Origin of the sequence: Streptomyces sp. AM 4-1-1 (genome assembly GCF_029167625.1) — a bacterium.
GTDB lineage: Bacteria > Actinomycetota > Actinomycetes > Streptomycetales > Streptomycetaceae > Streptomyces.
The window spans coordinates 1029372-1051559 of record NZ_CP119145.1 but is presented as its reverse complement, the minus strand read 5'-3'; the positions used below and the strand labels follow the sequence as shown (position 1 = coordinate 1051559).

21 protein-coding genes and 1 tRNA gene are annotated in these 22188 nt (G+C 72.2%); 14 read left to right on the top strand and 8 right to left on the bottom strand.

Annotation, left to right across the window (positions count from 1 at the left end; translation table 11 throughout):
• Nucleotides 1-79 precede the first annotated feature (79 nt).
• Both PZB75_RS04275 and PZB75_RS04270 read left to right on the top strand, forming a co-directional pair.
• The gene (locus PZB75_RS04275; protein WP_275533940.1) at nucleotides 80-1048 is read left to right on the top strand and encodes a hypothetical protein; all 969 of its coding nucleotides are present in this window, start codon (nucleotides 80-82) and stop codon (nucleotides 1046-1048) included.
• Nucleotides 1049-1111: 63 nt separating this feature from the next.
• On the top strand, nucleotides 1112-2686 hold the full coding sequence (locus PZB75_RS04270) for an APC family permease (RefSeq protein ID WP_275533939.1): 1575 nt from the start codon (nucleotides 1112-1114) through the stop codon (nucleotides 2684-2686).
• 95 nt (nucleotides 2687-2781) lie between these two features.
• Here PZB75_RS04270 and PZB75_RS04265 read toward each other — a convergent pair whose 3' ends face one another.
• Nucleotides 2782-4179 (bottom strand): gluconate:H+ symporter, encoded by a 1398-nt coding sequence (locus PZB75_RS04265; RefSeq protein WP_275533938.1) that lies wholly within the window; start codon nucleotides 4177-4179, stop codon nucleotides 2782-2784.
• An 11-nt stretch (nucleotides 4180-4190) separates the two neighbouring features.
• Complete coding sequence (locus PZB75_RS04260) at nucleotides 4191-4700, bottom strand: gluconokinase (protein ID WP_275533937.1); 510 nt, start codon at nucleotides 4698-4700, stop codon at nucleotides 4191-4193.
• A 130-nt stretch (nucleotides 4701-4830) separates the two neighbouring features.
• Between PZB75_RS04260 and PZB75_RS04255 the strand changes: the two genes are divergently transcribed.
• From PZB75_RS04255 to PZB75_RS04245, 3 genes are all read left to right on the top strand, one after another.
• Nucleotides 4831-5532, top strand: a complete 702-nt coding sequence (locus PZB75_RS04255; RefSeq protein WP_275533936.1) for an FCD domain-containing protein — start codon at nucleotides 4831-4833, stop codon at nucleotides 5530-5532.
• A 148-nt stretch (nucleotides 5533-5680) separates the two neighbouring features.
• Nucleotides 5681-6766 carry an S-(hydroxymethyl)mycothiol dehydrogenase gene (locus PZB75_RS04250; protein ID WP_275538578.1) on the top strand — a complete coding sequence of 362 codons (1086 nt, stop codon included), beginning with the start codon at nucleotides 5681-5683 and terminating at the stop codon, nucleotides 6764-6766.
• The gene (locus tag PZB75_RS04245) at nucleotides 6766-7395 is read left to right on the top strand and encodes an MBL fold metallo-hydrolase (RefSeq protein WP_275533935.1); all 630 of its coding nucleotides are present in this window, start codon (nucleotides 6766-6768) and stop codon (nucleotides 7393-7395) included. The genes PZB75_RS04250 and PZB75_RS04245 overlap by 1 nt, the downstream gene beginning before the upstream one ends.
• Nucleotides 7396-7578: 183 nt before the next feature.
• On the opposite strand, the gene PZB75_RS04240 is transcribed toward PZB75_RS04245, so the two are convergent.
• Nucleotides 7579-8517, bottom strand: a complete 939-nt coding sequence (locus PZB75_RS04240) for an RluA family pseudouridine synthase (protein ID WP_275533934.1) — start codon at nucleotides 8515-8517, stop codon at nucleotides 7579-7581.
• 244 nt (nucleotides 8518-8761) lie between these two features.
• Nucleotides 8762-8849, bottom strand: a tRNA-Leu gene (locus tag PZB75_RS04235).
• Between the two features lie 183 nt (nucleotides 8850-9032).
• Between PZB75_RS04235 and PZB75_RS04230 the strand changes: the two genes are divergently transcribed.
• From PZB75_RS04230 to PZB75_RS04220, 3 genes are all read left to right on the top strand, one after another.
• Entirely contained in the window at nucleotides 9033-10367 is a 1335-nt protein-coding gene (locus PZB75_RS04230; protein WP_275533933.1) for a M20/M25/M40 family metallo-hydrolase, read from the top strand.
• Between the two features lie 263 nt (nucleotides 10368-10630).
• Complete coding sequence (gene chpH, locus PZB75_RS04225) at nucleotides 10631-10864, top strand: chaplin ChpH (RefSeq protein ID WP_275533932.1); 234 nt, start codon at nucleotides 10631-10633, stop codon at nucleotides 10862-10864.
• Nucleotides 10865-11003: 139 nt separating this feature from the next.
• Complete coding sequence (locus tag PZB75_RS04220) at nucleotides 11004-11825, top strand: chaplin (protein ID WP_275533931.1); 822 nt, start codon at nucleotides 11004-11006, stop codon at nucleotides 11823-11825.
• Between the two features lie 159 nt (nucleotides 11826-11984).
• On the opposite strand, the gene PZB75_RS04215 is transcribed toward PZB75_RS04220, so the two are convergent.
• Nucleotides 11985-12173 (bottom strand): DUF5703 family protein, encoded by a 189-nt coding sequence (locus tag PZB75_RS04215; RefSeq protein ID WP_109977076.1) that lies wholly within the window; start codon nucleotides 12171-12173, stop codon nucleotides 11985-11987.
• 47 nt (nucleotides 12174-12220) lie between these two features.
• Here PZB75_RS04215 and PZB75_RS04210 point away from each other — a divergent pair, with 47 nt between their 5' ends.
• Nucleotides 12221-12883, top strand: coding sequence for a hypothetical protein (locus PZB75_RS04210; RefSeq protein ID WP_275533930.1), 663 nt, complete (start codon nucleotides 12221-12223; stop codon nucleotides 12881-12883).
• Nucleotides 12884-13001: 118 nt separating this feature from the next.
• Here the strand turns inward: PZB75_RS04210 and PZB75_RS04205 are convergent, their stop codons facing one another.
• Both PZB75_RS04205 and PZB75_RS04200 read right to left on the bottom strand, forming a co-directional pair.
• Entirely contained in the window at nucleotides 13002-15479 is a 2478-nt protein-coding gene (locus PZB75_RS04205) for a helix-hairpin-helix domain-containing protein (protein ID WP_275533929.1), read from the bottom strand.
• Complete coding sequence (locus tag PZB75_RS04200) at nucleotides 15476-16459, bottom strand: aldo/keto reductase (protein WP_275533928.1); 984 nt, start codon at nucleotides 16457-16459, stop codon at nucleotides 15476-15478. The genes PZB75_RS04205 and PZB75_RS04200 overlap by 4 nt, the downstream gene beginning before the upstream one ends.
• A 195-nt stretch (nucleotides 16460-16654) precedes the next feature.
• Between PZB75_RS04200 and PZB75_RS04195 the strand changes: the two genes are divergently transcribed.
• Both PZB75_RS04195 and PZB75_RS04190 read left to right on the top strand, forming a co-directional pair.
• Nucleotides 16655-17707: an LLM class F420-dependent oxidoreductase gene (locus tag PZB75_RS04195; protein ID WP_275533927.1), complete on the top strand. Its 1053-nt coding sequence runs from the start codon at nucleotides 16655-16657 to the stop codon at nucleotides 17705-17707.
• A gap of 222 nt (nucleotides 17708-17929) precedes the next feature.
• Nucleotides 17930-18718, top strand: a complete 789-nt coding sequence (locus PZB75_RS04190; RefSeq protein ID WP_275538577.1) for a ferritin-like domain-containing protein — start codon at nucleotides 17930-17932, stop codon at nucleotides 18716-18718.
• An 83-nt stretch (nucleotides 18719-18801) separates the two neighbouring features.
• On the opposite strand, the gene corA is transcribed toward PZB75_RS04190, so the two are convergent.
• The gene (gene corA, locus PZB75_RS04185) at nucleotides 18802-19788 is read right to left on the bottom strand and encodes a magnesium/cobalt transporter CorA (RefSeq protein WP_275533926.1); all 987 of its coding nucleotides are present in this window, start codon (nucleotides 19786-19788) and stop codon (nucleotides 18802-18804) included.
• Between the two features lie 67 nt (nucleotides 19789-19855).
• Here corA and PZB75_RS04180 point away from each other — a divergent pair, with 67 nt between their 5' ends.
• The 3 genes from PZB75_RS04180 (at nucleotide 19856) to PZB75_RS04170 (ending at nucleotide 22111) form a co-directional block, all read left to right on the top strand.
• Nucleotides 19856-20554 (top strand): histidine phosphatase family protein, encoded by a 699-nt coding sequence (locus tag PZB75_RS04180; protein ID WP_275533925.1) that lies wholly within the window; start codon nucleotides 19856-19858, stop codon nucleotides 20552-20554.
• Between the two features lie 109 nt (nucleotides 20555-20663).
• Nucleotides 20664-21254 (top strand): DUF3090 domain-containing protein, encoded by a 591-nt coding sequence (locus tag PZB75_RS04175; protein ID WP_275533924.1) that lies wholly within the window; start codon nucleotides 20664-20666, stop codon nucleotides 21252-21254.
• Nucleotides 21218-22111 carry an SCO1664 family protein gene (locus PZB75_RS04170; RefSeq protein ID WP_275533923.1) on the top strand — a complete coding sequence of 298 codons (894 nt, stop codon included), beginning with the start codon at nucleotides 21218-21220 and terminating at the stop codon, nucleotides 22109-22111. Before PZB75_RS04175 ends, PZB75_RS04170 begins: the two co-directional genes overlap by 37 nt.
• Nucleotides 22112-22188: the final 77 nt, after the last annotated feature.

The window sequence follows — 22188 nt, the reverse complement described above, 5'->3', positions numbered from 1 at the left end:
GCTTGACGCCGACCGTTGCCTACCGCTTTGCTGTGCGCGATCATTTGCTCGCACACCGCGTCGAAAAGGAAGCCAGCGGATGTCTCCGCCTCCGCCGCCCCTGGGCCGTTCCCGTAAGCGGGGCGGGCGCTCCGGCCATCCCTTCGACCCGGCACTGGACGACACCGAACTCATCGCCGTACGAGGGCAGTTCACCCAGGGGCGGTGGACCAGGGCCCGTTCCCTGCTGGTGGCGACAGGCACCGAGTGGGACCGCAGGGGGCACCGGGTCGTCGCGCTCGCCGAGACGCCCTCCGCCGCGGACTGGGCCCGTGACTGGCTGCTCGCCGAACCCGACAGCGCCGACGCCGCCACTCTGCTCGCCTGCGCCACCGTCACCCGGGCCCTGCGCGGCAAGAGCACGCCCGACGAACCCGACCGGGCGCGCGAGGCGTGCCTGGCCGCCGCACGGCTGGCCCCCGCCGATCCCACCCCCTGGCTGGGACTGCTGATGCTGGCCCGCGCGCACGGCAGCCAGGACGAGGCGGGCAAGCTCTTCGACGAGGTGCGGACCCGGCACCCCGACCACCACCACGCGCACCACCTGATGACGGCCAGACTCGCCGAATACCGCCCCGACAGCGGTCGGGACCCGCTGCACGAGGTCTACGACTTCGCCGCCTGGGCCGCCGAACAGGCCCCCGCCGACTCCCCGCTCGCGGTCCTGCCGGTCGTCGCGCACGCCGAGCGGTACCGCGTCCTCGTCGCCGCGGGCAGCGAGCCCGACGACCCCGCCGCGTCCGGCCACTGGTCGGGGCGCCGGGCCCGGCAGGTGATGAAGGCCGCGTTCGACTGGTGGCTGGAGTGGGAGCGCGAGGACCATCCGCGCAACCGCGTCGACCTCAACTTCCTCGCCCACGCCAAGGTGTCCGAGGGCCGCCCGGCCGAGGCGGCGGCCCTCTTCCACCGCATCGGGGACCACGCGACCGCGGCCCCCTGGTCCTACGCGGGCCAGGAGCCCCACGCGGCCTTCCTCGCCGCGCGGGCCGTCGCGCTCGGTGTGCGGTGACCGGGCCGGCGGCCCGGACCGCGAACCCGCTTGTTTCTCCTCACCGAAGGGACCACCGCCGCCATGCCGACGGGCAGTTCAAGAACGAACGAGACCGGCGCCACGAACAGGACGCGTGACACCGGCGGCATCCACACGTACAAGGGGGAGGAACGGGCCCTGCGGGCCGACCGGCTCGGCACCCCGGGCCTGCTGCTGTCCGTGCTGGCGGCCAGCGCCCCGCTGATGGTGGTCGCGGGGGTGATGCCCACGGTCTTCGGCGTGATGGGCATCGTCGGCCAGCCCCTGCTGTACGTCATCCTCGGCGCCGTCCTGATGCTGTTCAGCGTCGGGTACGCGGAGATGAGCCGGCACGTCCACAACGCCGGTGCCTTCTACGCGTACATCGCCCGCGGGCTCGGCCCCACCGCCGGCGCGGGCGCCTCGCTGGTCGCACTCGTCGCGTACAGCGCCATGCAGGTCGGCATCTACGGCATCCTCGGCTTCGAGGTCTCCGACCTCTTCGCCACCTACCTCGACATCGACCTCCACTGGTGGGTACCGGCCGCGGTCGCCGTGCTGGTCGTCGGCGTACTGGGCTGGCTGAAGATCGACCTCAACGCCCGGGTCCTCGGCGTCCTGCTGGTCGTCGAATGCGTCCTCGTGGTGATCTTCGACGTCGCCGCCGTCAGCAAGCCGGGCCCGGAGGGCGTCTCGCTGCACGCCTTCAACCCCGACACCCTCACCGGCGCCGGACTCGGCACCGCGCTCTGCTTCTGCATCGCCGCGTTCGTGGGCTTCGAGCAGTCCCCGGTGTACGCGGAGGAGACCAGCCGCCCGCACATCGTGGTCTCCCGGGTGATGTTCCTCGCCGTCGGGTACGCGGCACTGTTCCTCGCCCTCAGTTCCTGGGCGGTGACCGTCGCCACCGGCCCCGGAGCCATCACGGAGACCTCCCTCAAGGAGGGCCCGGCGATGCTCTTCCGGCTGACCGAGAGCCGGCTGGGCACCACCTTCACCGATGTGCTGCACGTCCTCTTCGTCACCGGCATGTTCGCCGCGCTGCTCAGCTTCCACAACGTCGTGGCCCGCTACGCCTTCGCGATGGGCCGGGAGGGACTGCTGCCCGCCGCCTTCGGCCGGACGAACAGGACCAGCGGGGCCCCGGCCACCGGCTCCGTCCTCCAGTCCGCGCTCTCCCTGGTGATCGTGTTCGCGTTCGCCGTCACCGACGACGCCCCGATCGGCGACCCCACGGCTCCGGTGCTGCACCTGTTCACCTGGATGGGCAACGTCGGCGCGCTCGGCGTCATCCTGCTGATGGCCGCCGCCTCCTTCGCCGTGATCGCCTTCTTCGTGCGCCGGGGGGCCGGGCGCGCCCAGGCGCCGAGACTGGCCGCCTCCGCGCTGGCCGGTGTCGCGCTGCTGGCGATCGCCGTGTTCACCGTCCGGGACTTCGACGTGCTGGTCGGATCGGGAAGCGGCTCGGCGCTGACCTGGGTGCTGCCCGGCGTCATCCTCGCCGCCCTCGTCGTCGGCCTGGTGTACGGCGCGGTGCTGCGCGCCGTCAGGCCCGAGGTGCACGCCCGGATCGGACTCGGCAACGAGGCGTTCCAACTGGAGAGGGCCGCCACCGAGCGCACGTCCGCACCGAACTGACGGCCACCGGGCGGTCCGTCCCGGCCCGGTCACCGACGCACCCGGGGTGTCCGTCGCACCGGTGACCGGGCCGGGACGCACCGGGCCCGGGCGCCTCAGAGCACCAGGGACAGCAACAGGATGAAGACCAGCGAGACCACGGAGATGATCGTCTCCATCACCGACCAGGTCTTGACGGTCTGGCCGACGTCCATCCCGAAGTACTCCTTCACCAGCCAGAACCCGGCGTCGTTCACATGGCTGAAGAAGAGCGAGCCCGCGCCCACGGCCAGCACCAGCAGCGCGACGTGGGAGGTCGACATGTCGGCGGCCAGCGGGGCCACCAGACCGGCCGCCGAGATCGTGGCCACGGTCGCCGAGCCGGTCGCGAGCCGGATCGCCACGGCGATCAGCCAGCCCAGCAGGAGCGCGGGGATCGACCAGTCCTTGGAGAAGTCGAGGATCATGTCGCCGACGCCGGCGTCGATGAGGGTCTGCTTGAAACCGCCGCCCGCGCCCACGATCAGCAGCACGCCCGCGATCGGGGCGAGCGACTTCTCGACCGTGGAGGAGAGCCGCCCCCTGGTGAATCCGGCCGCCCGGCCCAGCGTGAACATTCCGACGATCACCGCCGCGAGGAGCGCGATCAACGGTGAACCGATGACCTCGGTCACCTTCTGCAGGACGCTGTCCGGATCGTCCACGACGATGTCGACGAACGCCTTGGCCAGCATCAGTACGACGGGCAGCAGCACGGTGGCCAGCGTGGCTCCGAAGCCGGGGCGCCGGTCGAGTTCCTCGGACGCGCGCTGCGGAGTCATCTTCTCGGGGGCCTTGATGTCCACCCAGCGCGTGGCGTAGCGGGAGAAGACCGGGCCCGCCAGGATCACCGTCGGGACCGCGACCACGACCCCGAGCGCCAGCGTGACGCCGAGGTTGGCGTCGATCGCGTCGATCGCGGCGAGCGGGCCGGGGTGCGGCGGGATCAGCCCGTGCATCACGGACAGCCCGGCCAGCGCCGGGATGCCGATCCGCATCAGGGAGTAGTTGCCGCGCTTGGCGACGAGCAGCACCACCGGGATCATCAGGACGATGCCGACCTCGAAGAACAGCGGCAGGCCGATGATCGACGCGATCAGCACCATCGCCCACGGCATGGCACGGCCGCTCGCCCTGGCGAGGATGGTGTCGACGATCTGGTCCGCGCCGCCCGAGTCGGCGAGCAGCTTGCCCAGGATCGCGCCCAGTGCGATGAGCACACCCACGCCCGCGACGGTCGAGCCGAGGCCGTCGGTGAAGCTGGTCATCGCCTTGCCGAGCGGCGCCCCCGCGAAGGCGCCGAGCGCCAGCGAGCCGATCGTCAGCGCGAGGAAGGCGTGCAGTTTGAACACGGTGATGAGCAGGACGATGACGGCGATGCCCGCGAGCACGGCGATGCCCAGCTGGGCGTCGCCGGCGGAGGTGATGGGTTCGGCGGCGTCCGCCGCCAGTGTCTCGACGCTGAGACCGGTCACGGTGATGATCCTCAGTTTTCGAGCCGCCGCAGCGCTGCGACGGCTCGTCGGGTGATGTCCTCGGGGGTGCCGGAGACGTCGACGGCGACCCCGGCCTCGTCCTCCTCCAGCGGCTGGAGGGTGGCGTACTGCGAGTCGAGCAGCGCGGCCGGCATGAAGTGCCCCTTGCGCTGCGCCATCCGTTCCTCGATGAGGGACCGGTCACCGGTCAGATGGAGGAAGACGGCGCCCGGTGCCCCGGCCCGCAGCCGGTCGCGGTAGGACCGCTTCAGCGCCGAGCTGCTCACCACCCCGCCGAACCCCGCCCGGCCGTGCGCCCACCGTCCGATCGCGTCGAGCCAGGGCCATCGGTCCGCGTCCTCCAGCGGGGTGCCCGCCGACATCTTGGCGATGTTCTCCGGTGGGTGGAAGTCATCGCCCTCGGCGTACGGAACGCCCAGTTCGGCGGCGAGCAGGGGGCCGATCGTGGTCTTGCCGGTCCCTGCCACGCCCATCACCACGACGACGTGGGGGGTGTTCATTGGTGCCTCGCTGTCTTCTTCGACATCGGTCCGTCGCGCTACTGAAGCTCATAAGGTGTGACTTATTCAAGGCGATGTGATGTAAACGTCGTACTTAATTCGGATGGAGTTCGCCCCGTAGGCTGGTGCCATGAGCACATCTGCCCCGGGGCTGCACACACATGTGCTGGACACCCTGGGCCTTGAGATCGCCGCGGGCGACCGCCCGCCCGGCACCGTGCTGCGCACCGACGAGCTGGCCCAGCGCTTCGACGTGTCACGCACGGTCGTACGGGAAGTGATCCGCGTACTCGAATCCATGCGCCTGGTCGAGTCCCGGCGCCGGGTCGGGGTGACCGTCCGGCCCACCGAGGCGTGGAACGTCTACGACCCGCAGGTCATCCGGTGGCGGCTGGCCGGCGCCGACCGGCCGCGCCAGCTCCGCTCGCTCACCGTCCTGCGGTCCGCGATCGAACCGGTCGCGGCCGGGCTCGCCGCCCGCCACGCCACCCCCGCCCAGTGCGCGGCCCTCACCGAACGCGCCCTCGGCATGGTCGCCACCTCGCGCGGCCACCAGCTGGAGCGGTATCTGGAGCACGACATCGCCTTCCACCGGATCGTGCTCGACTCCTCGGGCAACGAGATGTTCGCGCGCCTCGGGGACGTGGTCGCGGAGGTCCTGTCGGGCCGTACCCACCACCAGGTGATGTTCGAGGACCCGGACCCCGCGGCGGTCACCCTCCACGTCCGGCTCGCCCAGGCGGTACGGGAGAGCGACGCGGCCTCCGCCGAGCGGCTGACCAAGGAGATCGCGCTCGGCGCCCTGCACGAACTCGACGTACTCGCCCCCTGACACACCCGCGGCGCACCCCCGCTCCGCGGCCCGCCCGGTGACCGGCGGGGCGCCGCCGCACCGCGTACCGTGGGCCGCGTCGGATCTCCGGAAGGGCTCGCCAGAGCTCCCTGGAGTGTCACAGGAGTCAGGAATGGGAGACCGCGGTATGCCGCAGCAGGTCCAAGGGGTCGTCGCACCGGGGAAGAACGAGCCGGTGCGGGTCGAGACGATCATCGTGCCCGATCCCGGTCCCGGCGAGGCCGTGGTGAAGATCCAGGCGTGCGGCGTGTGCCACACGGACCTCCACTACAAGCAGGGCGGGATCAACGACGACTTCCCGTTCCTCCTCGGCCATGAGGCATCCGGACTGGTGGAGTCCGTCGGCGAGGGCGTCACGGACGTCGAGCCCGGCGACTTCGTGATCCTCAACTGGCGCGCCGTGTGCGGACAGTGCCGCGCCTGTCTGCGCGGCCGGCCCTGGTACTGCTTCGACACGCACAACGCGAAGCGGCGGATGACCCTCCTGGACGGTACGGAGCTGTCCCCGGCCCTCGGCATCGGCGCGTTCGCCGAGAAGACCCTGGTCGCGTCGGGCCAGTGCACCAAGGTCGACCCGGCGGTCGCCCCCGAGGTCGCCGGACTCCTCGGCTGCGGTGTCATGGCGGGCATCGGCGCCGCCATCAACACCGGCCAGGTCGGCCGCGGCGACTCCGTCGCCGTCATCGGCTGCGGCGGCGTGGGCGACGCGGCCGTCGCGGGGGCCCGGCTCGCGGGCGCGGCGAAGATCATCGCCGTCGACATCGACGACCGGAAGCTGGAGACGGCGAAGAGGATGGGTGCCACGCACACCGTCAACTCCCGCTCCACCGACCCGGTCGAGGCCATCCGGGGCCTGACCGGAGGCAACGGCGCGGACGTCGTCATCGAGGCCGTCGGCCACCCGGAGACGTACAAGCAGGCGTTCTACGCCCGCGACCTCGCGGGCACGGTCGTCCTGGTCGGCGTCCCCACCCCGGAGATGAAGCTCGAACTCCCCCTCCTCGACGTCTTCGGCCGCGGCGGCTCGCTCAAGTCGTCCTGGTACGGCGACTGCCTGCCCTCGCGCGACTTCCCGATGCTCATCGACCTGCACCAGCAGGGCCGGATCGACCTCGCCGCCTTCGTCACCGAGACCATCGGACTCGGCGACGTCGAGGCGGCCTTCGCCCGCATGCGGGACGGCGACGTCCTGCGCTCGGTGGTGATCCTCTGATGGCCGCCCGCATCGACCACCTCGTCACCTCCGGCACCTTCGCCCTCGACGGCGGCGAGTGGGACGTCGACAACAACGTCTGGATCGTCGGCGACGACACCGAGGCGGTCGTCATCGACGCCGCCCACGACGCCGACGCCATCCTGGCCGCCCTCGGCGGCCGTACCCTGCGCGCCATCATCTGCACCCACGCCCACAACGACCACATCGACGCGGCACCGGCCCTCGCCGACGCCACGGGCGCACCGATCCTGCTGCACCCCGACGACCTGCCCCTGTGGAAGCGGACCCACCCGGACCGCACCCCCGACGCCGAACTGGCCGAGGGCCAGGAGCTGGAGATCGCCGGAACCCGTCTCCAGGTCCTGCACACCCCCGGCCACGCGCCCGGCGCCGTCTGCCTCCACGCCCCGGAGCTGGCCACCGTCTTCACCGGCGACACGCTCTTCCAGGGCGGCCCCGGCGCCACCGGACGGTCCTTCTCCGACTTCCCGACCATTGTCGGGTCGATCCGGGACCGGCTGCTCACGCTCCCGCCGGAGACCACCGTCCGCACCGGCCACGGCGACCCCACCACCATCGCCGCCGAGGCCCCGCACCTCGACGAGTGGATCGCCCGCGGCCACTGACCGCCGCACCTCTCACCGGTCCGGCCACGCGGCCAGGGGCTGTCCCGTACTCCCTGATGGAGTGGCGCGCGGCGTCGGATGCGGTGCGTCGCGAGGCGGAGGGACGTCCGTGTACTTGGATGTACGCGGACGTTCCGACAACGCCGCGAGGTGCCGTGGCTGTCGTCGCGCGCCCGCCAGGGATCACGGGAGAGCGCTCAGCCGCAGCCCGCTCTCGAAGCGGTGCGCCACGCCCGTGACCGGATCGGTGAACTCCAGCGCACGCGCCAGGAGTTGCAACGGCCGCGACCAGTCGTCGGCGGCGCCTTCCGCCTCCACCACCGGATAGACGGGGTCCTGGAGGATCGGCAGCCCCAGCGCGTTCATATGGACCCGCAGCTGATGGGTCCGCCCGGTGGCGGGCGACAACCGGTAACGCCCCAGCCCGTCCCGGTGCTCCAGCAGCTCGATCCGGCTCTCGCTGTTCGCCTCGCCCGGCTCCTCGCGGGCGGCGATCACCCCACGCTCCTTCACGATCCGGCTGCGCACGGTCACCGGGAACTCCCGCGCCGGATCGTACGGTGCGACCGCCTCGTACTCCTTGCGCACCAGCCGGTCCCGGAAGAGCGTCTGGTACGCGCCCCGTTCCCCGGGCCGCACCACGAACAGCACCAGACCGGCGGTCAGCCGGTCCAGTCGGTGGGCGGGCTGCAGCTCCGGCAGCCCCAGCTCACGGCGGAGCCGGGCCACCGCGGTCTCGGTGACGTGCCGGCCGCGCGGGGTCGTGGCGAGGAAGTGCGGCTTGTCGGCGACGACGAGATGCCGGTCCCGGTACACCACGCCGACCGGGAAGGGCACCGGCTCCTCGGGGGCGAAATCACGGTGGAACCAGATGAACCGCCCGGCGCCGTACGGCTCGTCGGCCGCCACCGGACCGTCCGTACCGACGAACCGCCGCCCGCTCAGCATCGCCTCCACCCGCGCGGCCCCGATCGCGCCCGCGAACCGGGCCACCAGATGGTCCCCGACCGTCGCCCAGACCCCCTCCGGATTCTCGGGCAGCCGCACCCGCACCGGATCGATCCCGTCCCGCTGGGGGAGGGGCGCGGCCGGGACACCGCCGCTTCGCCCACGGCCTCTCATCGTTCTCCCCCACCCGGGCGCGGGAGAACGATGAGAAGGGGAAACACAGCGGGGTTCATGGGGCGCCTTCCGGACCGTGATGTCGTCCGAAGCCATTCTCCCGCACGCGCCGGGCCCCAAGCCCGCACCACCGGGGATGCGGGACCGCCGGCGTTCCCGTGCCCGATGTCCCGGGCCACGAACTCCGGCAACGCGGGCCGTCGAACGCAAACACAGAAGACCCCAGATCAACTGGGGTCTTCGCTGGTGTCCGAGGGGGGACTTGAACCCCCACGCCCGATAAAGGGCACTAGCACCTCAAGCTAGCGCGTCTGCCATTCCGCCACCCGGACAAGGTGTCTGTCGCAGCGGCCTGGGCCGTTCCGACGTGGAAAACCATAGCAAACATTCGAGGTGCCCGATCACGCCCGGGGCGTATGTGAAGGGCGGATGACGAGGGGTGGGCGGCCTTGGGCGCGAGCAGCCCGCGGGGCAGGATGAGAGGTGTACCAGCGGCGACGGTGGAAGGAAGCAGCGTGAGTGAGACCAGCACGGCCGGCACAGGCCAGGGCGGGACCGCCGAGAGCGAGGTCGTGGACCTCTGTCGTGACCTGATCCGGATCGACACCAGCAACTACGGGGACCACTCGGGCCCGGGGGAGCGGCTCGCCGCCGAGTACGTCGCGGAGAAGCTCGCCGAGGTCGGGCTGGAACCGAGGATCTTCGAGTCCCACAAGGGTCGTGCCTCGACCGTGGCCCGGATCGAGGGCGAGGACCCCTCCAGGCCCGCGCTGCTCATCCACGGTCACACCGACGTGGTTCCGGCCAACGCCGACGACTGGACGCACCACCCGTTCTCCGGAGAGATCGCGGACGGCTGTGTGTGGGGCCGCGGCGCGGTCGACATGAAGGACATGGACGCGATGACCCTGGCGGTCGTACGCGACCGGATGCGCACCGGTCGCAAGCCTCCGCGCGACATCGTGCTGGCGTTCCTCGCGGACGAGGAGGCGGGCGGGACGTTCGGGGCCCGGCACCTCGTGGACAACCACCGTGACCTCTTCGACGGGGTCACCGAGGCGATCGGGGAGGTCGGCGGCTTCTCCTTCACGGTCAACGAGAACCTGCGGCTCTACCTCGTGGAGACCGCGCAGAAGGGCATGCACTGGATGCGGCTCACCGTGGACGGTACGGCCGGCCACGGTTCGATGACCAACGACGACAACGCCATCACCGAACTCTGCGAGGCGGTCGGGCGGCTGGGGCGGCACACCTGGCCGGTCCGGATGACCAAGACCGTGCGGTCGTTCCTCGACGAGCTGTCCGACGCGCTCGGCACCCCGCTCGATCCCGAGGACATGGAGGCGACGCTCGCCAAGCTCGGCGGCATCGCGAAGATGATCGGCGCCACCCTCCGCAACTCCGCCGCTCCCACCATGCTCGGCGCGGGGTACAAGGTGAACGTCATCCCCGGCCAGGCCACCGCCCATGTCGACGGGCGGTTCCTGCCCGGGTACGAGGAGGAGTTCCTGGCCGACCTCGACCGGATTCTCGGTCCCCGGGTCAAGCGGGAGGACGTGCACGGCGACAAGGCGCTGGAGACCGGCTTCGACGGCTCCCTCGTGGACGCGATCCAGACGGCGCTGAAGGCCGAGGACCCGATCGCCCGCGCCGTGCCGTACATGCTCTCCGGCGGCACCGACGCGAAGTCCTTCGACGACCTCGGCATCCGGTGCTTCGGGTTCGCCCCGCTGAAGCTGCCGCCGGAGCTCGACTTCGCGGGCATGTTCCACGGGGTGGACGAGCGCGTACCGGTGGACGGGCTGAAGTTCGGCGCGCGTGTGCTCGACCGTTTCATCGACAACTGCTGAGCGCGCCGGACCGGGCGCCTGTCGGCCCGCCGCGCCGGGACGCGGTCCACGGACGACATGGCGTACGGACGTGGCATGACATACGGACGGGGCGTGACGGACGGACGGGGCATGACGGACGTGGCATACGGGGGAATCGTCCGTACGTACGTACATAACCAGAACGGGTGAAAGGAGTCAGGCGCTCGTAGCCCCGTCACCCCCTCCTCGTTACAAGTGATGCGGTCCGCGGCTGGGACCGCATTGCCAACCAGGAGGAAATAATGATCAAGAAGATCGTCGCCGCTGCGGCAGTCACCGGTGGTCTGGTGCTCGCGGGCGCGGGCATGGCCGTCGCCGATTCGGGTGCCCAGGGCGCCGCCCTCAACAGCCCCGGCGTGATCTCGGGCAACGTCGTTCAGGTTCCCGTCCACGTTCCGGTCAACGTGTGCGGCAACACGATCTCCGTGATCGGGCTGCTGAACCCCGCCTTCGGCAACACCTGCGTCAACGCCTGACGTTGTGCGCCAACCCGTAAGGGTATGAGCCCGGTCGGCCCCGGAGTGCGCGCCATGCACTCCGGGGCCGCTGGGCCTTTCGCCCTCGCACGGTCATGTCCGGGGGTAGTCCGAAAGGTAGAAGGCAGGAAACGAAGCTATGCGACAGGTCACGCGTAAAGGCCTGATCACCATCGCGGCGGCGGGCGGAGTGCTCGCGCTGAGTGGGGGTTACGCACACGCCGACGCGGGAGCGTCCGGCGGGACATCGAATTCCCCGGGGGTGCTGTCAGGGAATTCGGTCCAGATTCCGATCGACGTACCGGTCAACGTCTGCGGCAACACGGTGAGCGTCGTGGGGCTGCTCAACCCGGCGGCCGGCAACAACTGCTCGAACGGCTCCGGCGGTGCCCGGGAGGCCGGGACCCCGGCCTCCGGCGCCCATGCCGGGGGCGGCGCCGTCACCACGCACGGTGGAGCCACCGAGGGCCACGCCCCGGGCGGGCACACGGCGGACGGCCCGGACCGGCAGGACGGACGGACCGGCCCGGCCACGCACAGCGGCGGAGCGAGCGCCGAGGGCCTGGCGACCGGCTCACCCGGTGTCCTCTCCGGCAACAACATCGCGGTGCCGGTCGACCTCTCGCTGAACGTCTGCGGCAACGGCGTCACCATCGGCGGACTGCTCAATTCCGTCACCGCTGCCGGAGGCGGCTGCGAGAACGACCCGGCGCATCCGGTCGACCCGGTCCGCCCGGTCGATCCGGTGGTACCCGTCACTCCCGACGAGCCGCCCGCCCCGGCACCGTCCGGGCACCGGACGGTGCCCAACACGCCGGTCGCGATGAGTCTCCCCGACAGCGCTCCGCAGCTCGCGCACACCGGAGCGGGCGGTCTCGACCTGCTCGTCCCGGCGAGCGCGGGTCTGCTGCTCGCGGGCGCGGGCGCCGTGCTGTACCGACGTGCCCGTGGCGCCGCCTAGTGCCGGGAGCGGCACTAGTGCCGTGACCGGCGCTGGAACCCGTGACCGGCAGTGGTGTTCGTCACGGCGTCAGGGGTAGGGCGCGAGCACGTCATGTTGAAGGGAGCGGGTCCCGCGGCTGCGGGGCCCGCTCCGTGCGGTGCGCCAGGCGGCACGGTCTCACCAGGTGGCCCGCAGCTGGCGGATGATCCGTCGGCGCAGCCGCACCCTGCGGCTGCCGTCACGGCGCAGCGTCAGACGGTCCAACTCCCAGTGCCCGTACTCGGCGTGGTCGGTCAACAGACGGGCCGCCTCCTTGCGGGACACCCCGCGCGGCACGTACACATCGGCAAATTCGTATTCCGGCATCGCATCTATTGTGCGTCCGGAGCCCCGGTACGGATAGCGTCTGCACTATGTCTGATGCTGCGCAGCCCACCGCTGCCGAGGTACGCGCCGCCGCCGATGCGGTCAAAGCCGCGCTCGACCGTCACCTCGACGCGGTCGAACGACGTAGCGGGGACGACGACCCCGCCGTGTACGACGCGTTCAACGCACTGGCCGCTGCGGCCGAGGTGTACGACGAACTGCTCTACGACCGCTACGACGAGGTCACCCCCTTCGAGATCCCCGGGGCGGACGACTCCCTGCCGCCGTACGCCGGGCCCGAGGAACCGAACGCCCTGAGCGTGCTGATCCGGCGGGACTACGCGGTCGTGGAACCGCCGAGACTGCTCGCCCAGGCGCAGCGGATCGCGGACCTCGACCCGGACGAGCGGGGCCGTGAGGCGGCGGTGGTCGGCACCAGTGTGCATGCCGCGCTCGGTGTGATCTTCGGGGAGTTCGAGGCCGACGAGATCGCCTCCCGGCACAAGGAGTTCGGTCTGGAGGAGGGGGACTCCACGCTCTGGGTGTCGGCGGCGGACGAGCTTCCCGAGCCCGGGGAGTGGCTGGGCGCCCCGTTCGACCAGGCGGATCCGCAACTGGTCGTGTGCCGTTTCGACGTCAGCGCGGTCTTCGACGAGGACGAGGACGAGCTGGACCAGGATCTGGACGATCTGCCCACCGGCCGCGTCTGAGCGGTGACCGGTGGGCGAGGTCCCGGCCCCTGTGCGTCCGCACGGGGGCCGGATCGCCGTCCGTCGTGCTGTCCCGTCAGCCGTCAGCCGTCAGCCGTCAGCCGTCAGCCGTCAGCCGTCAGCCGTCCGCCGTCCGCACCGCGGCGGAGGCCGCCGACGTCTCCAGCAAGGTGCGCAGCCGCGTCGTGCGGTCCTCCGAGGGGGTCTGCGCCACCGCGAGGGGCAGGGCCTGGTCCACGCCGTGCACGACGGACAGATGCCGCTCTCCACGGCTGAACGCGGTGTACACCCAGGGGCGGCTCAGCCCCTGTGCCGCGTCGCCCGGTAGGACGACGACCACGGCGGGCCACCGCATCCCCGCCGCCTGATGGGCGCTGAGCGCCCAGCCGTGGCGCACCGACGACTCCACCCGCTCCTGCGGTACGACGACGGGGGTACCCGCGCAGTCGAGGTGCAGCCCCTCGGCGTCGGCCGACACGACCGCGCCGGGCACGGTCCGCCCCGGCGCGGGGATGTGGACGACCCGGTCGCCCGGATCGAAGCCGCCGAACCGGCCGGGGCCCGGATTGAGCCGTTGTTTGAGCGCCGTGTTCAGCGCCCGGGTGCCCGCGGCGCCACCGTGTCCGACGGTGATGACCTGGGTGTCGGCCGGGGGCACCCCGATGGCACGCGGCACCGAGTCCGCGACCAGCTGCACCGTGCGGTGCACGGCCTCGCCGGCCTCACGGACGGGGACGATCACCACCTCCTTCCCGGGCGCCGCCACCTGTTCGAGTTCGCCGATCCCGATCCCCGAGACCAACTCGCCGATCGGGCCCGGGTCCGGTGTGCGGGACGTCACCCGCGGACACGTGCGCGCCGCGAGCACATCGCCGAACACCCGGCCCGCGCCCGCCGAGCCCAGCACCGCCGGATCGCCGCTCAGCACCAGCCGGGCCCCGTCGGCCAGCGACTCGATCAGCATCGCCGCGCTCTCCACGTCCAGCTGAGGGGCGTCCAGCACGACGAGCAGATCAAGGGCGAACGCCCCCTCCTCGTCGCGTCCCGGGCCCTCCGTACCGGAGAGCAGCCCCGACAGCGTGACCGCCGCCGACGGATCGCCGATCGCCTCGGCCAGCCTGCGCCGGCCGTCCACGCTGTGGGTGGTGCCGAGGGCCCGCAGCCCGAGGCCGTGGGCCGCGGACAGCAGCGCGGCGGGCTCGGCCCTGGCGGCCTCGCCCCCGGTGTGACAGACGACACCGGCGGTGGCGACCGCGCGGACCAGTTCGGCCGCCGAGGGGGAACCGACGGTCTCGGCCGCCCGCTCCCAGGCGGGGTCGTCCCCGTACGGCGCGCACGCGTTGACCAGCCGCGCCAAGCCGTCCGCCAGGCTCTCCTCCGCCAGGGCGTAGCGGTCGAGTCCGAGCAGCACCTGGACCGGCTCCGACGGCTGCCCGTCCGCGTCCGGCGCGTCCGCGGAACCGTCGCCCGAGGCCCCGGCGGGTGCGGCAGGCTCCGCGCCGTCCTGGAAGACCAGGACGACACCCTCTGCTACGGCGTGCCGCACGGCCGCGTCGGGATCGGACACCGCCCGCTCGGCGAGCCCCGCCCGTACCGCCGAGGCGTCCATGGCCGTGTGGCCCCGCAACGCGGCCCGCTCCAGCAGCAGACCGACCAGCGCGGCCGTCCGCCGTTCGTCGTCCGGTCCGCATTCGGCGCCGAGCAGTGCCCGCGCGAATCCGTCGGCCTGCTCGGGGCGTACGCCGGGCACGGACAACAGCTGCCAGGGGTCCGCGCGCAGGAGATCGGCGGACCGCTCCCCGAGCGTCCCGGCCACCGCTCCCGCCAGGGTCACCGGCGCCCCGCCCTCCGTGAGCACGGCCGACACGGCGGCGACGGCATCGGCCGAGGGGCCCCGTGTCACCGTCCTGGCGACGCTGGACCCGGGCCTCGACTGCGCGGGCACGGGCGGCGACGCCCTGCGAGGCGCGGCCGCGGCCGCGGCCGTGGGCGCGGGGGCGGAGGGCGAGTCGAAGAACGCCGTGGCGGTCTTCTCGCCGCTTTCCACGGCCCGTACCGCCGCGAGCAGATCGGCGGCCGTCCCGCTCAGCTTCGTGCCGGCCGGAATGGGGCCTTCCTTCTCGGCCTTGCGCTTCTCGATCCGCTCCCGCAGCTCCCGCTGCGCGGCCAGCTCTGCCTCCGCCTCGGAAAGCGCCACGGCGCCGTCCGTAGCGGCCTCCCCACCGCCGTCACCGGTGCCCTCAGGGGCTTCGGAGCCTCCGGTGCCTTCCGGTGCTTCCGGGATTTCGGTGCCGACGGGTGCGGTCGCCGACGGCGAACCCTCGTCCCCTTCCCGCGACGCCGGGTCGCCCCCGGTCGCCGCCCCCGACTCCGTGCCTGTGTCTGTGTCGTGGTCCGTGTCCCCCGGGCCGGACCGGGCATCCGCGCCGTCGATCGGGTCCGCCGGGCCGGCCGACGCCGTCGCCTCGGGATCGGGGGCCGTCCCCGGGGCCGGCGACGTGGTCTCGGGAGGGGTGCCGGTGGGGGAGGCCACGGCAGTGGTGTCATGGTCCTCGGCCGAGGGGCCGGGGGTCTCCCCTCGGGGAAGCGCGGTCACAGCGTGCTCCAGTCCTGGTCGGGATAGCGGTGCACGGGCGCCGACACGTCGTCGAGCGCCTGGCAGATCTCGTCAGGAAGACTAAGCGCCTCCACTGACAGCGCTTCCCCGAGCTGCCGTGAGTTGCGCGCGCCGAGGATCGGGGCCACCACCCCCGGCCGGTCCCGCACCCAGGCGAGAGCCACCTGGAGCGGTGTCGTGGCGAGGCCGTCCGCCGCCGTCGCCACCGCGTCGACGATCCGGCTCGCCGGTTCGTCGAGGTAGGGCTCGACGAACGGGGCCAGGTGCTGCGACGCCCCGCGCGAGTCGGACGGCGTACCCAGCCGGTACTTCCCGGTCAGCACCCCGCGTCCGAGCGGTGACGAGGGCAGCAGCCCGACCCCCAGATCGAGCGCGGCGGGCAGCACCTCCCGCTCCACACCGCGCTGGAGCAGCGAATACTCCATCTGGGTGCTGGCCAGCCGGGTCCGCACGCCGGGTGAGGCCATCTGCCAGGTCGCGGCCTTCGCCAGCTGCCAGCCGCAGAAGTTCGACACGCCCGCGTATCTCGCCCGTCCGCTGGAGACCGCCAGATCCAGTGCCTGAAGGGTCTCGTCCAGCGGGGTGACCGGATCGAAGGCGTGTATCTGCCACAGGTCGACGTAGTCCGTACCCAGCCGCTCCAGCGAGGCGTCGAGCGCCGCCAGCAGGTGTCCCCGCGAGCCGTCGAAGCGCCGGTCCGGGTCGGGCACGCTGCCCGCCTTCGTCGCGAGGACCAGATCCCGCCGCGGCACCAGCTTTCCGACGAGCTGCCCGAGCAGGTATTCGGCCTCCCCGCCGCCGTACACATCGGCCGTGTCGACCAGCGTGCCGCCGGCGTCCCAGAAGACCCGCAGCTGGTCGGCGGCGTCGTGCTCGTCCGTGTCCCGGCCCCAGGTGAGCGTGCCGAGCCCGATCCGGGACACGCGTAGGCCGGTGTGGCCGAGATGCCTCTGCTCCATGAGGGCTGAGATTACTGGCCCGGCCCCGCCGGAGCCGATGCCTGTGGACAACCGGAGGGTCGCCCGGGACCGGCCGGCCTCCGCAGGTGCGGGCCGCGCCGGAACGGGGCCCGGGCACGGGTGCCCTGCCGGAACCCGCCGCCGCGCGCTAGAGTCCGGGACAAGCGACGTTACTGATCGGTAAGGGGAGCGGTTATGCGGCTCGGCATCAATCTCGGCTACTGGGGCGCGGGAATGGACGGCGACAACCTCGCCGTCGCCCAGGAGGCCGACCGGCTCGGTTACGACGTCTGCTGGGCGGCCGAGGCGTACGGGTCGGACGTGCCGACCGTGCTGACCTGGGTCGCGGCCCACACCGAATCCATCGACGTCGGTTCCGCGATCATGCAGATCCCGGCCCGCCAGCCCGCGATGACGGCGATGACCGCCGCCACCCTCGACTCGCTCTCCGGCGGCCGGTTCCGGCTCGGCCTCGGCGTGTCCGGCCCGCAGGTCTCGGAGGGCTGGTACGGCGTCACGTTCGACAAGCCGCTGGCCCGCACCCGTGAGTACGTCGAGATCGTCCGCAAGGCGATGGCCCGAGAGCGCCTGTCGTACGAAGGGCAGCACTGGACGCTCCCGCTGCCCGGTGGCCCCGGCAAGCCGCTCAAGCTCACCGTGCACCCGCAGCGCGAGCACATCCCGCTCTACATCGCCGCGATCGGCCCGAAGAACCTGGAGCAGACCGGCGAGATCGCGGACGGCGCCCTGCTGATCTTCCCGTCCGCCGACCACCTGGAGGACACCGCGATCCGGCACCTCAGGGCGGGGCGCGAGAAGGCCGGGAAGACCATGGACGGATTCGACGTCTGCCCGACGCTCCCGCTCGCCGTCGGCGACGACATCCCGGGCCTCGCCGACATGTTCCGCCCCTACACCGCGCTGTACGTCGGCGGCATGGGCAGCCGTAAGCAGAACTTCTACAACCGGCTCGCCCAGCGCATGGGGTACGAGAAGGAGGCGGCCGAGATCCAGGACAAGTACCTCGACGGCGACAAGAGCGGCGCCGCCGCCGCCGTACCGCACCAGCTCATCGACCAGACCACGCTGCTCGGCCCCGTCGAGCGGATCGCCGAGCGCATGCAGGCGTACGCGGCCGCGGGCGTCACCACCCTCACCCTCGCCCCGGCCGGTTTCACCCTCGACGAGCGGATCGCGGCCCTGCGCGCCGGTACGGAGGCCCTGGAGCTCTCCGGGCTCACGGCCTGACCCCGGTGCGCCCCGGCTGCCCGTTCCGGCAGCGGTACGGCCGTGGCGGGGGCTCGGGGTCGCTCCGCCACGGCCGTACGGACTGCTAACGCGCCGCGCGCTCCCCGGTCACGCCTCCGAACGCGCTCGCCCGTTCGGCGCAGCCGCGCACCGCTGCTGTTGCCCGCTCCCGCGCCCCGCACTTGACTGACTCTCCGCGGACGTCGTACGGAGGTGGCGATGATGCTCTCTGCGAAGAGCCTGTTCCAGGAGATCCTCGACAACGACGAATCGTTCCGCCTGTTCTGTTCCATCGCCGCGGCCGGGGAGTCCCAGGGCGGCTGGGAGAACGCCCGTATCGCCGCCCTGGTGCCCGAGGAGAGCCGCGCTCTCGTCCCGAAGATCGTCCGGCACGGGGCCGACGAGGACAAGCACGGACGGATCTTCAACGCGCTGCTGAGGAAGCGCGGACTGCGGCCGGTCGGGGTCCCGCGCGAGACCGACTACACGATGCTGCTGGAACGGCGTGGCATCGGCCTCGCCCATCAGCGGCTGAGCCGGGAGGAACGGCTCTCCGAACGGGACGTGATCACCTATCTCGCCCACAGCAGGGTCACCGAACAGCGCGCCTCCGAGCAGATGCGGCTGCTGTCCAGGCACTTCGCCGACCACCCCGAGCTCGGCCGCGCGGTACGGATGATCTCGAACGACGAGGACAACCACCTGGCGTACTGCCACGAGGAACTGCTGCGGCTCGCCGAGGCGGGACACGGCCGCACGATCCAGCGGGTCCTGCGCGCCTGCGCCCTCGCCGAGATCCGGGTGTACCGGGACGTCGGTCTCGCCGTGATGTCCCGTATGGGCGGGATTCTGGGCTGGTCCCGGGCCAGGTCGGCCGCGCTGGCCGCCGGCATCCACGCCGTGTACGCGTACGAACGACTCGGCGGGTGGCGGCGCATGGTGAGCCTTGAGCCGCCCGCGCGGCGTGACGCGCTGGGCGGGCCCGCGGTCCCGTCCCCGGAGTACGCCTGAGAGTACGGGGCCGCGCCGAGCCCGGGGCCGGCCTCCCGCCCGCCGGGCCCGCCCGTCGGACCCTCCGCGCGCCCCGCCGTCGTTCAGAGCCAGCCGCGGCGCTTGAACTGCCGGTACAGGCCGAAGACCACACAGCCCATCAGCACGATCACCGCCGGATAGGTCCACGACCAGTCCAGTTCCGGCATGTGTCTGAAGTTCATGCCGTAGATCCCCGCCACCATCGTCGGCACCGCGGCCATCGCCGCCCACGCCGAGATCTTCCGCATGTCGTCGTTCTGCCGTACCCCCATCTGCGCGAGGTGGGCGGACAGGATGTCGGAGAGCAGCCGGTCCAGACCCTCCACGTGTTCGTTGGCACGTGTCAGATGATCGTTGACGTCCCGGAAGAACGGCTGTGACTCCTCGTGGACGAACGGCACGCCCGCGCCCGCCAGCCGGGACAGCGGCGACGACAGTGGTCCCGTCGCCCGGCGGAACTCCAGTACCTGGCGCTTGAACATGTAGATGCTCTCGGCGGTGTTCTTCGCGTCGCCGGTCGCGGACGGCGCGAACACCTCGGTCTCCAGCTCCTCCAAATCGACCTGGAGTTCCGCCGCGATCTCGATGTAGTGGTCGACGACCGCGTCGCAGATCGCGTACAGCACCGCGGTCGGCCCCTGCTTCAGCATCCGGGGGTCCGCCTCCAGCCGGCGCCGTACCGCTGCCAGCGGGGCGCCCTCCCCGTGCCGGACCGTGACGACGAACGAGTCACCGATGAAGACCATCAACTCGTCCGTGCTGACGGTGTCGCCGTGGGGTTCGTACACCACCGGCTTGATGACCGCGAACAACGAGTCGTCGTACACCTCCAGCTTGGGGCGCTGGTGTGCGTTGAGCGCGTCCTCGACCGCCAGCCGGTGGAGCCCGAACTCGCTGCTGACGAGACCGAACTCCTCCGCCGTGGGTTCGTGCAGCCCGATCCAGAGGAACGCGTCCCCGGTGGCCCGCGCCTGGTCGAGGGCGTCGGAGAAGTCGGCGGGCCCGTCGGTTCGACGCCCGTCCCGGTAGATGGCACAGTCCACGATCACTCGCGCATTCTTCCTTCTCCCGGTCCCTGACGCATGTCCGCGCGAGTACCCGCCTAGGCTGGCCGGTATGCCCACGCTGATCCTCGTACGCCACGGCCGGTCCACCGCCAACACGTCAGGGTTGCTCGCGGGCCGGACGCCCGGTGTCTCCCTGGACGAACGCGGCGCCGAGCAGGCCGCCTCGCTGCCCGGCCGGCTCGCGGCGCTGCCCCTCGCCACGGCCGTCAGCAGCCCCCTGCAACGCTGCCGCGAAACCCTCCGGCCCCTGCTCGAAGCCCGGCCCGGACTGTCGCTGCGCACCGACGACCGGATCAACGAGTGCGACTACGGCGACTGGTCCGGGCGCAAGCTCGCGGAACTCACCGACGAGCCGCTGATGACCGTCGTCCAGCAGCACCCGTCGGCCGCCGCCTTCCCCGGCGGCGAATCCATGCGCGCGATGCAGGCCCGCGCGGTGGAGGCCGTGCGGGACTGGAACGTCCGCGTCGAGACCGAGCACGGCGACAACGCGGTCTATCTGATGTGCTCGCACGGCGACATCATCAAGTCCCTCGTCGCCGACGCGCTGGGCATGCACCTGGACCTCTTCCAGCGCGTGCAGGTCGAACCGTGCTCCGTCACCGCGATCCGCTACACCCAGCTGCGGCCGTTCCTGCTGCGGCTCGGGGACACCGGGGACCTGGCCCCGCTGGCCCCCCGCGAGCAGAGCGTCGGAGCCGACGCCGACGCGACCGCGGAGGTCGGGGGCGGTGCCGGGGCGCCGTGATCGCCGCGCACAGTAGGGTGGACGCGCCGTAGGCGCCCGCCGGAGGACCCACCTCCGGGCCCGGCCGCCCTCATCCACCGTCAATCTCAAGTCTCAAGGGAGACAGGACGTGTCCCGTCAGGTGTTCCTGTACGACCCCCCGGACCGTTTCGTGGCCGGCACGGTCGGGTTGCCTGGACGTCGTACGTTCTTCCTCCAGGCATCCGCGCGGGGGCGTGTCACCAGCGTCGCCCTGGAGAAGACCCAGGTCGCGGCGCTCGCCGAGCGGATCGACGAACTGCTCGACGAGGTCGTGCGGCGCACCGGCGGCAACTCGCCGGTTCCCGCCGTCGCGCCCATGGACGTCACCGACACCGCTCCGCTCGACGCACCCGTCGAGGAGGAGTTCCGGGTCGGCACGATGGCCCTCGCCTGGGACGGCGAGGAACAGCGCATGATCGTCGAGGCGCAGGCCCTGGTCGAACTGGACGCCGACAGCGAGGACGACCTCGCCGAGGCGGAGGAACGGCTCCTCCAGGACGAGGAGAACGGCCCGCCGATGCTCCGGGTCCGTCTCAGCGGCGCACAGGCCCGCGCGTTCGCCAAGCGCGCCCTGGACGTCGTGAACGCCGGGCGCCCGCCGTGCCCGCTCTGCAGTCTGCCGCTCGACCCGGAGGGACACGTATGTCCGCGCCAGAACGGATACCGCCGGGGGGCCTGACGGTCTCCGGGCCGGTCACCCTCCTCACCGAGGGCAGGCTCACGGTCCTGGGCCAGGTCACCGGGGCGTCCAACGCGGTGCTCCACTGCGCGGTCGCGTACGAGGGCGAGCGGGCCCTCTGCGTCTACAAGCCCGTCGCGGGGGAGCAGCCGCTCTGGGACTTCCCCGACGGCACCCTCGCCCAGCGGGAGGCCGCGGCGTACGAGCTGTCCGAGGCGACCGGCTGGGGCCTCGTGCCGCCGACCGTCCTGCGTGACGGCCCGTACGGCCGCGGCATGTGCCAGCTGTGGATCGAGACACCGCGGGAGCCCTCCGGGAACGCCCCGCGGGACCCCGCCACGGGCCCGGTGCCGGTCCTCCCGACGGCGGACGGGCCCCCGCTCATCGCCCTCGTCGACGGCGACGAGCCCGGCGACGGCTGGAAGGCCATCGGCTTCGCCGAGATCGGTGAGGGGCGGACCGCGCTGCTGGTGCACGCGGACGACCCCCGGCTGCGCCGGCTCGCGGTCCTCGACGCCGTGATCAACAACGGTGACCGGAAGGGCGGCCATCTGCTGCCCGCCCCGGACGGCAGGCTGTACGCGATCGACCACGGGGTCACCTTCAACGCCGACGACAAACTCCGCACCCTGCTCTGGGGCTGGGCCGGCGAGCCGCTCACCGATGAGGCCGTCGCGGTCCTCCGGAAGCTGAGCGTCGAACTCGCCGAGGGCGCGCCCCTGGCCACCCGGCTGGCCGAACTCATCACCGCCGCCGAACGCGAAGCCCTCCGGGGACGGGTCGCCACCCTGCTGCGGACCGGCCTGCACCCCGAACCGTCCGGGCAGTGGCCCGCGATTCCCTGGCCGCCCGTCTGACTCCGGCCGGGGCGCCCGGGTCCCGTACCGGCGACGGACCCGGCGTGTGCCGGGCGGACGGGATCGGACGCACAGTC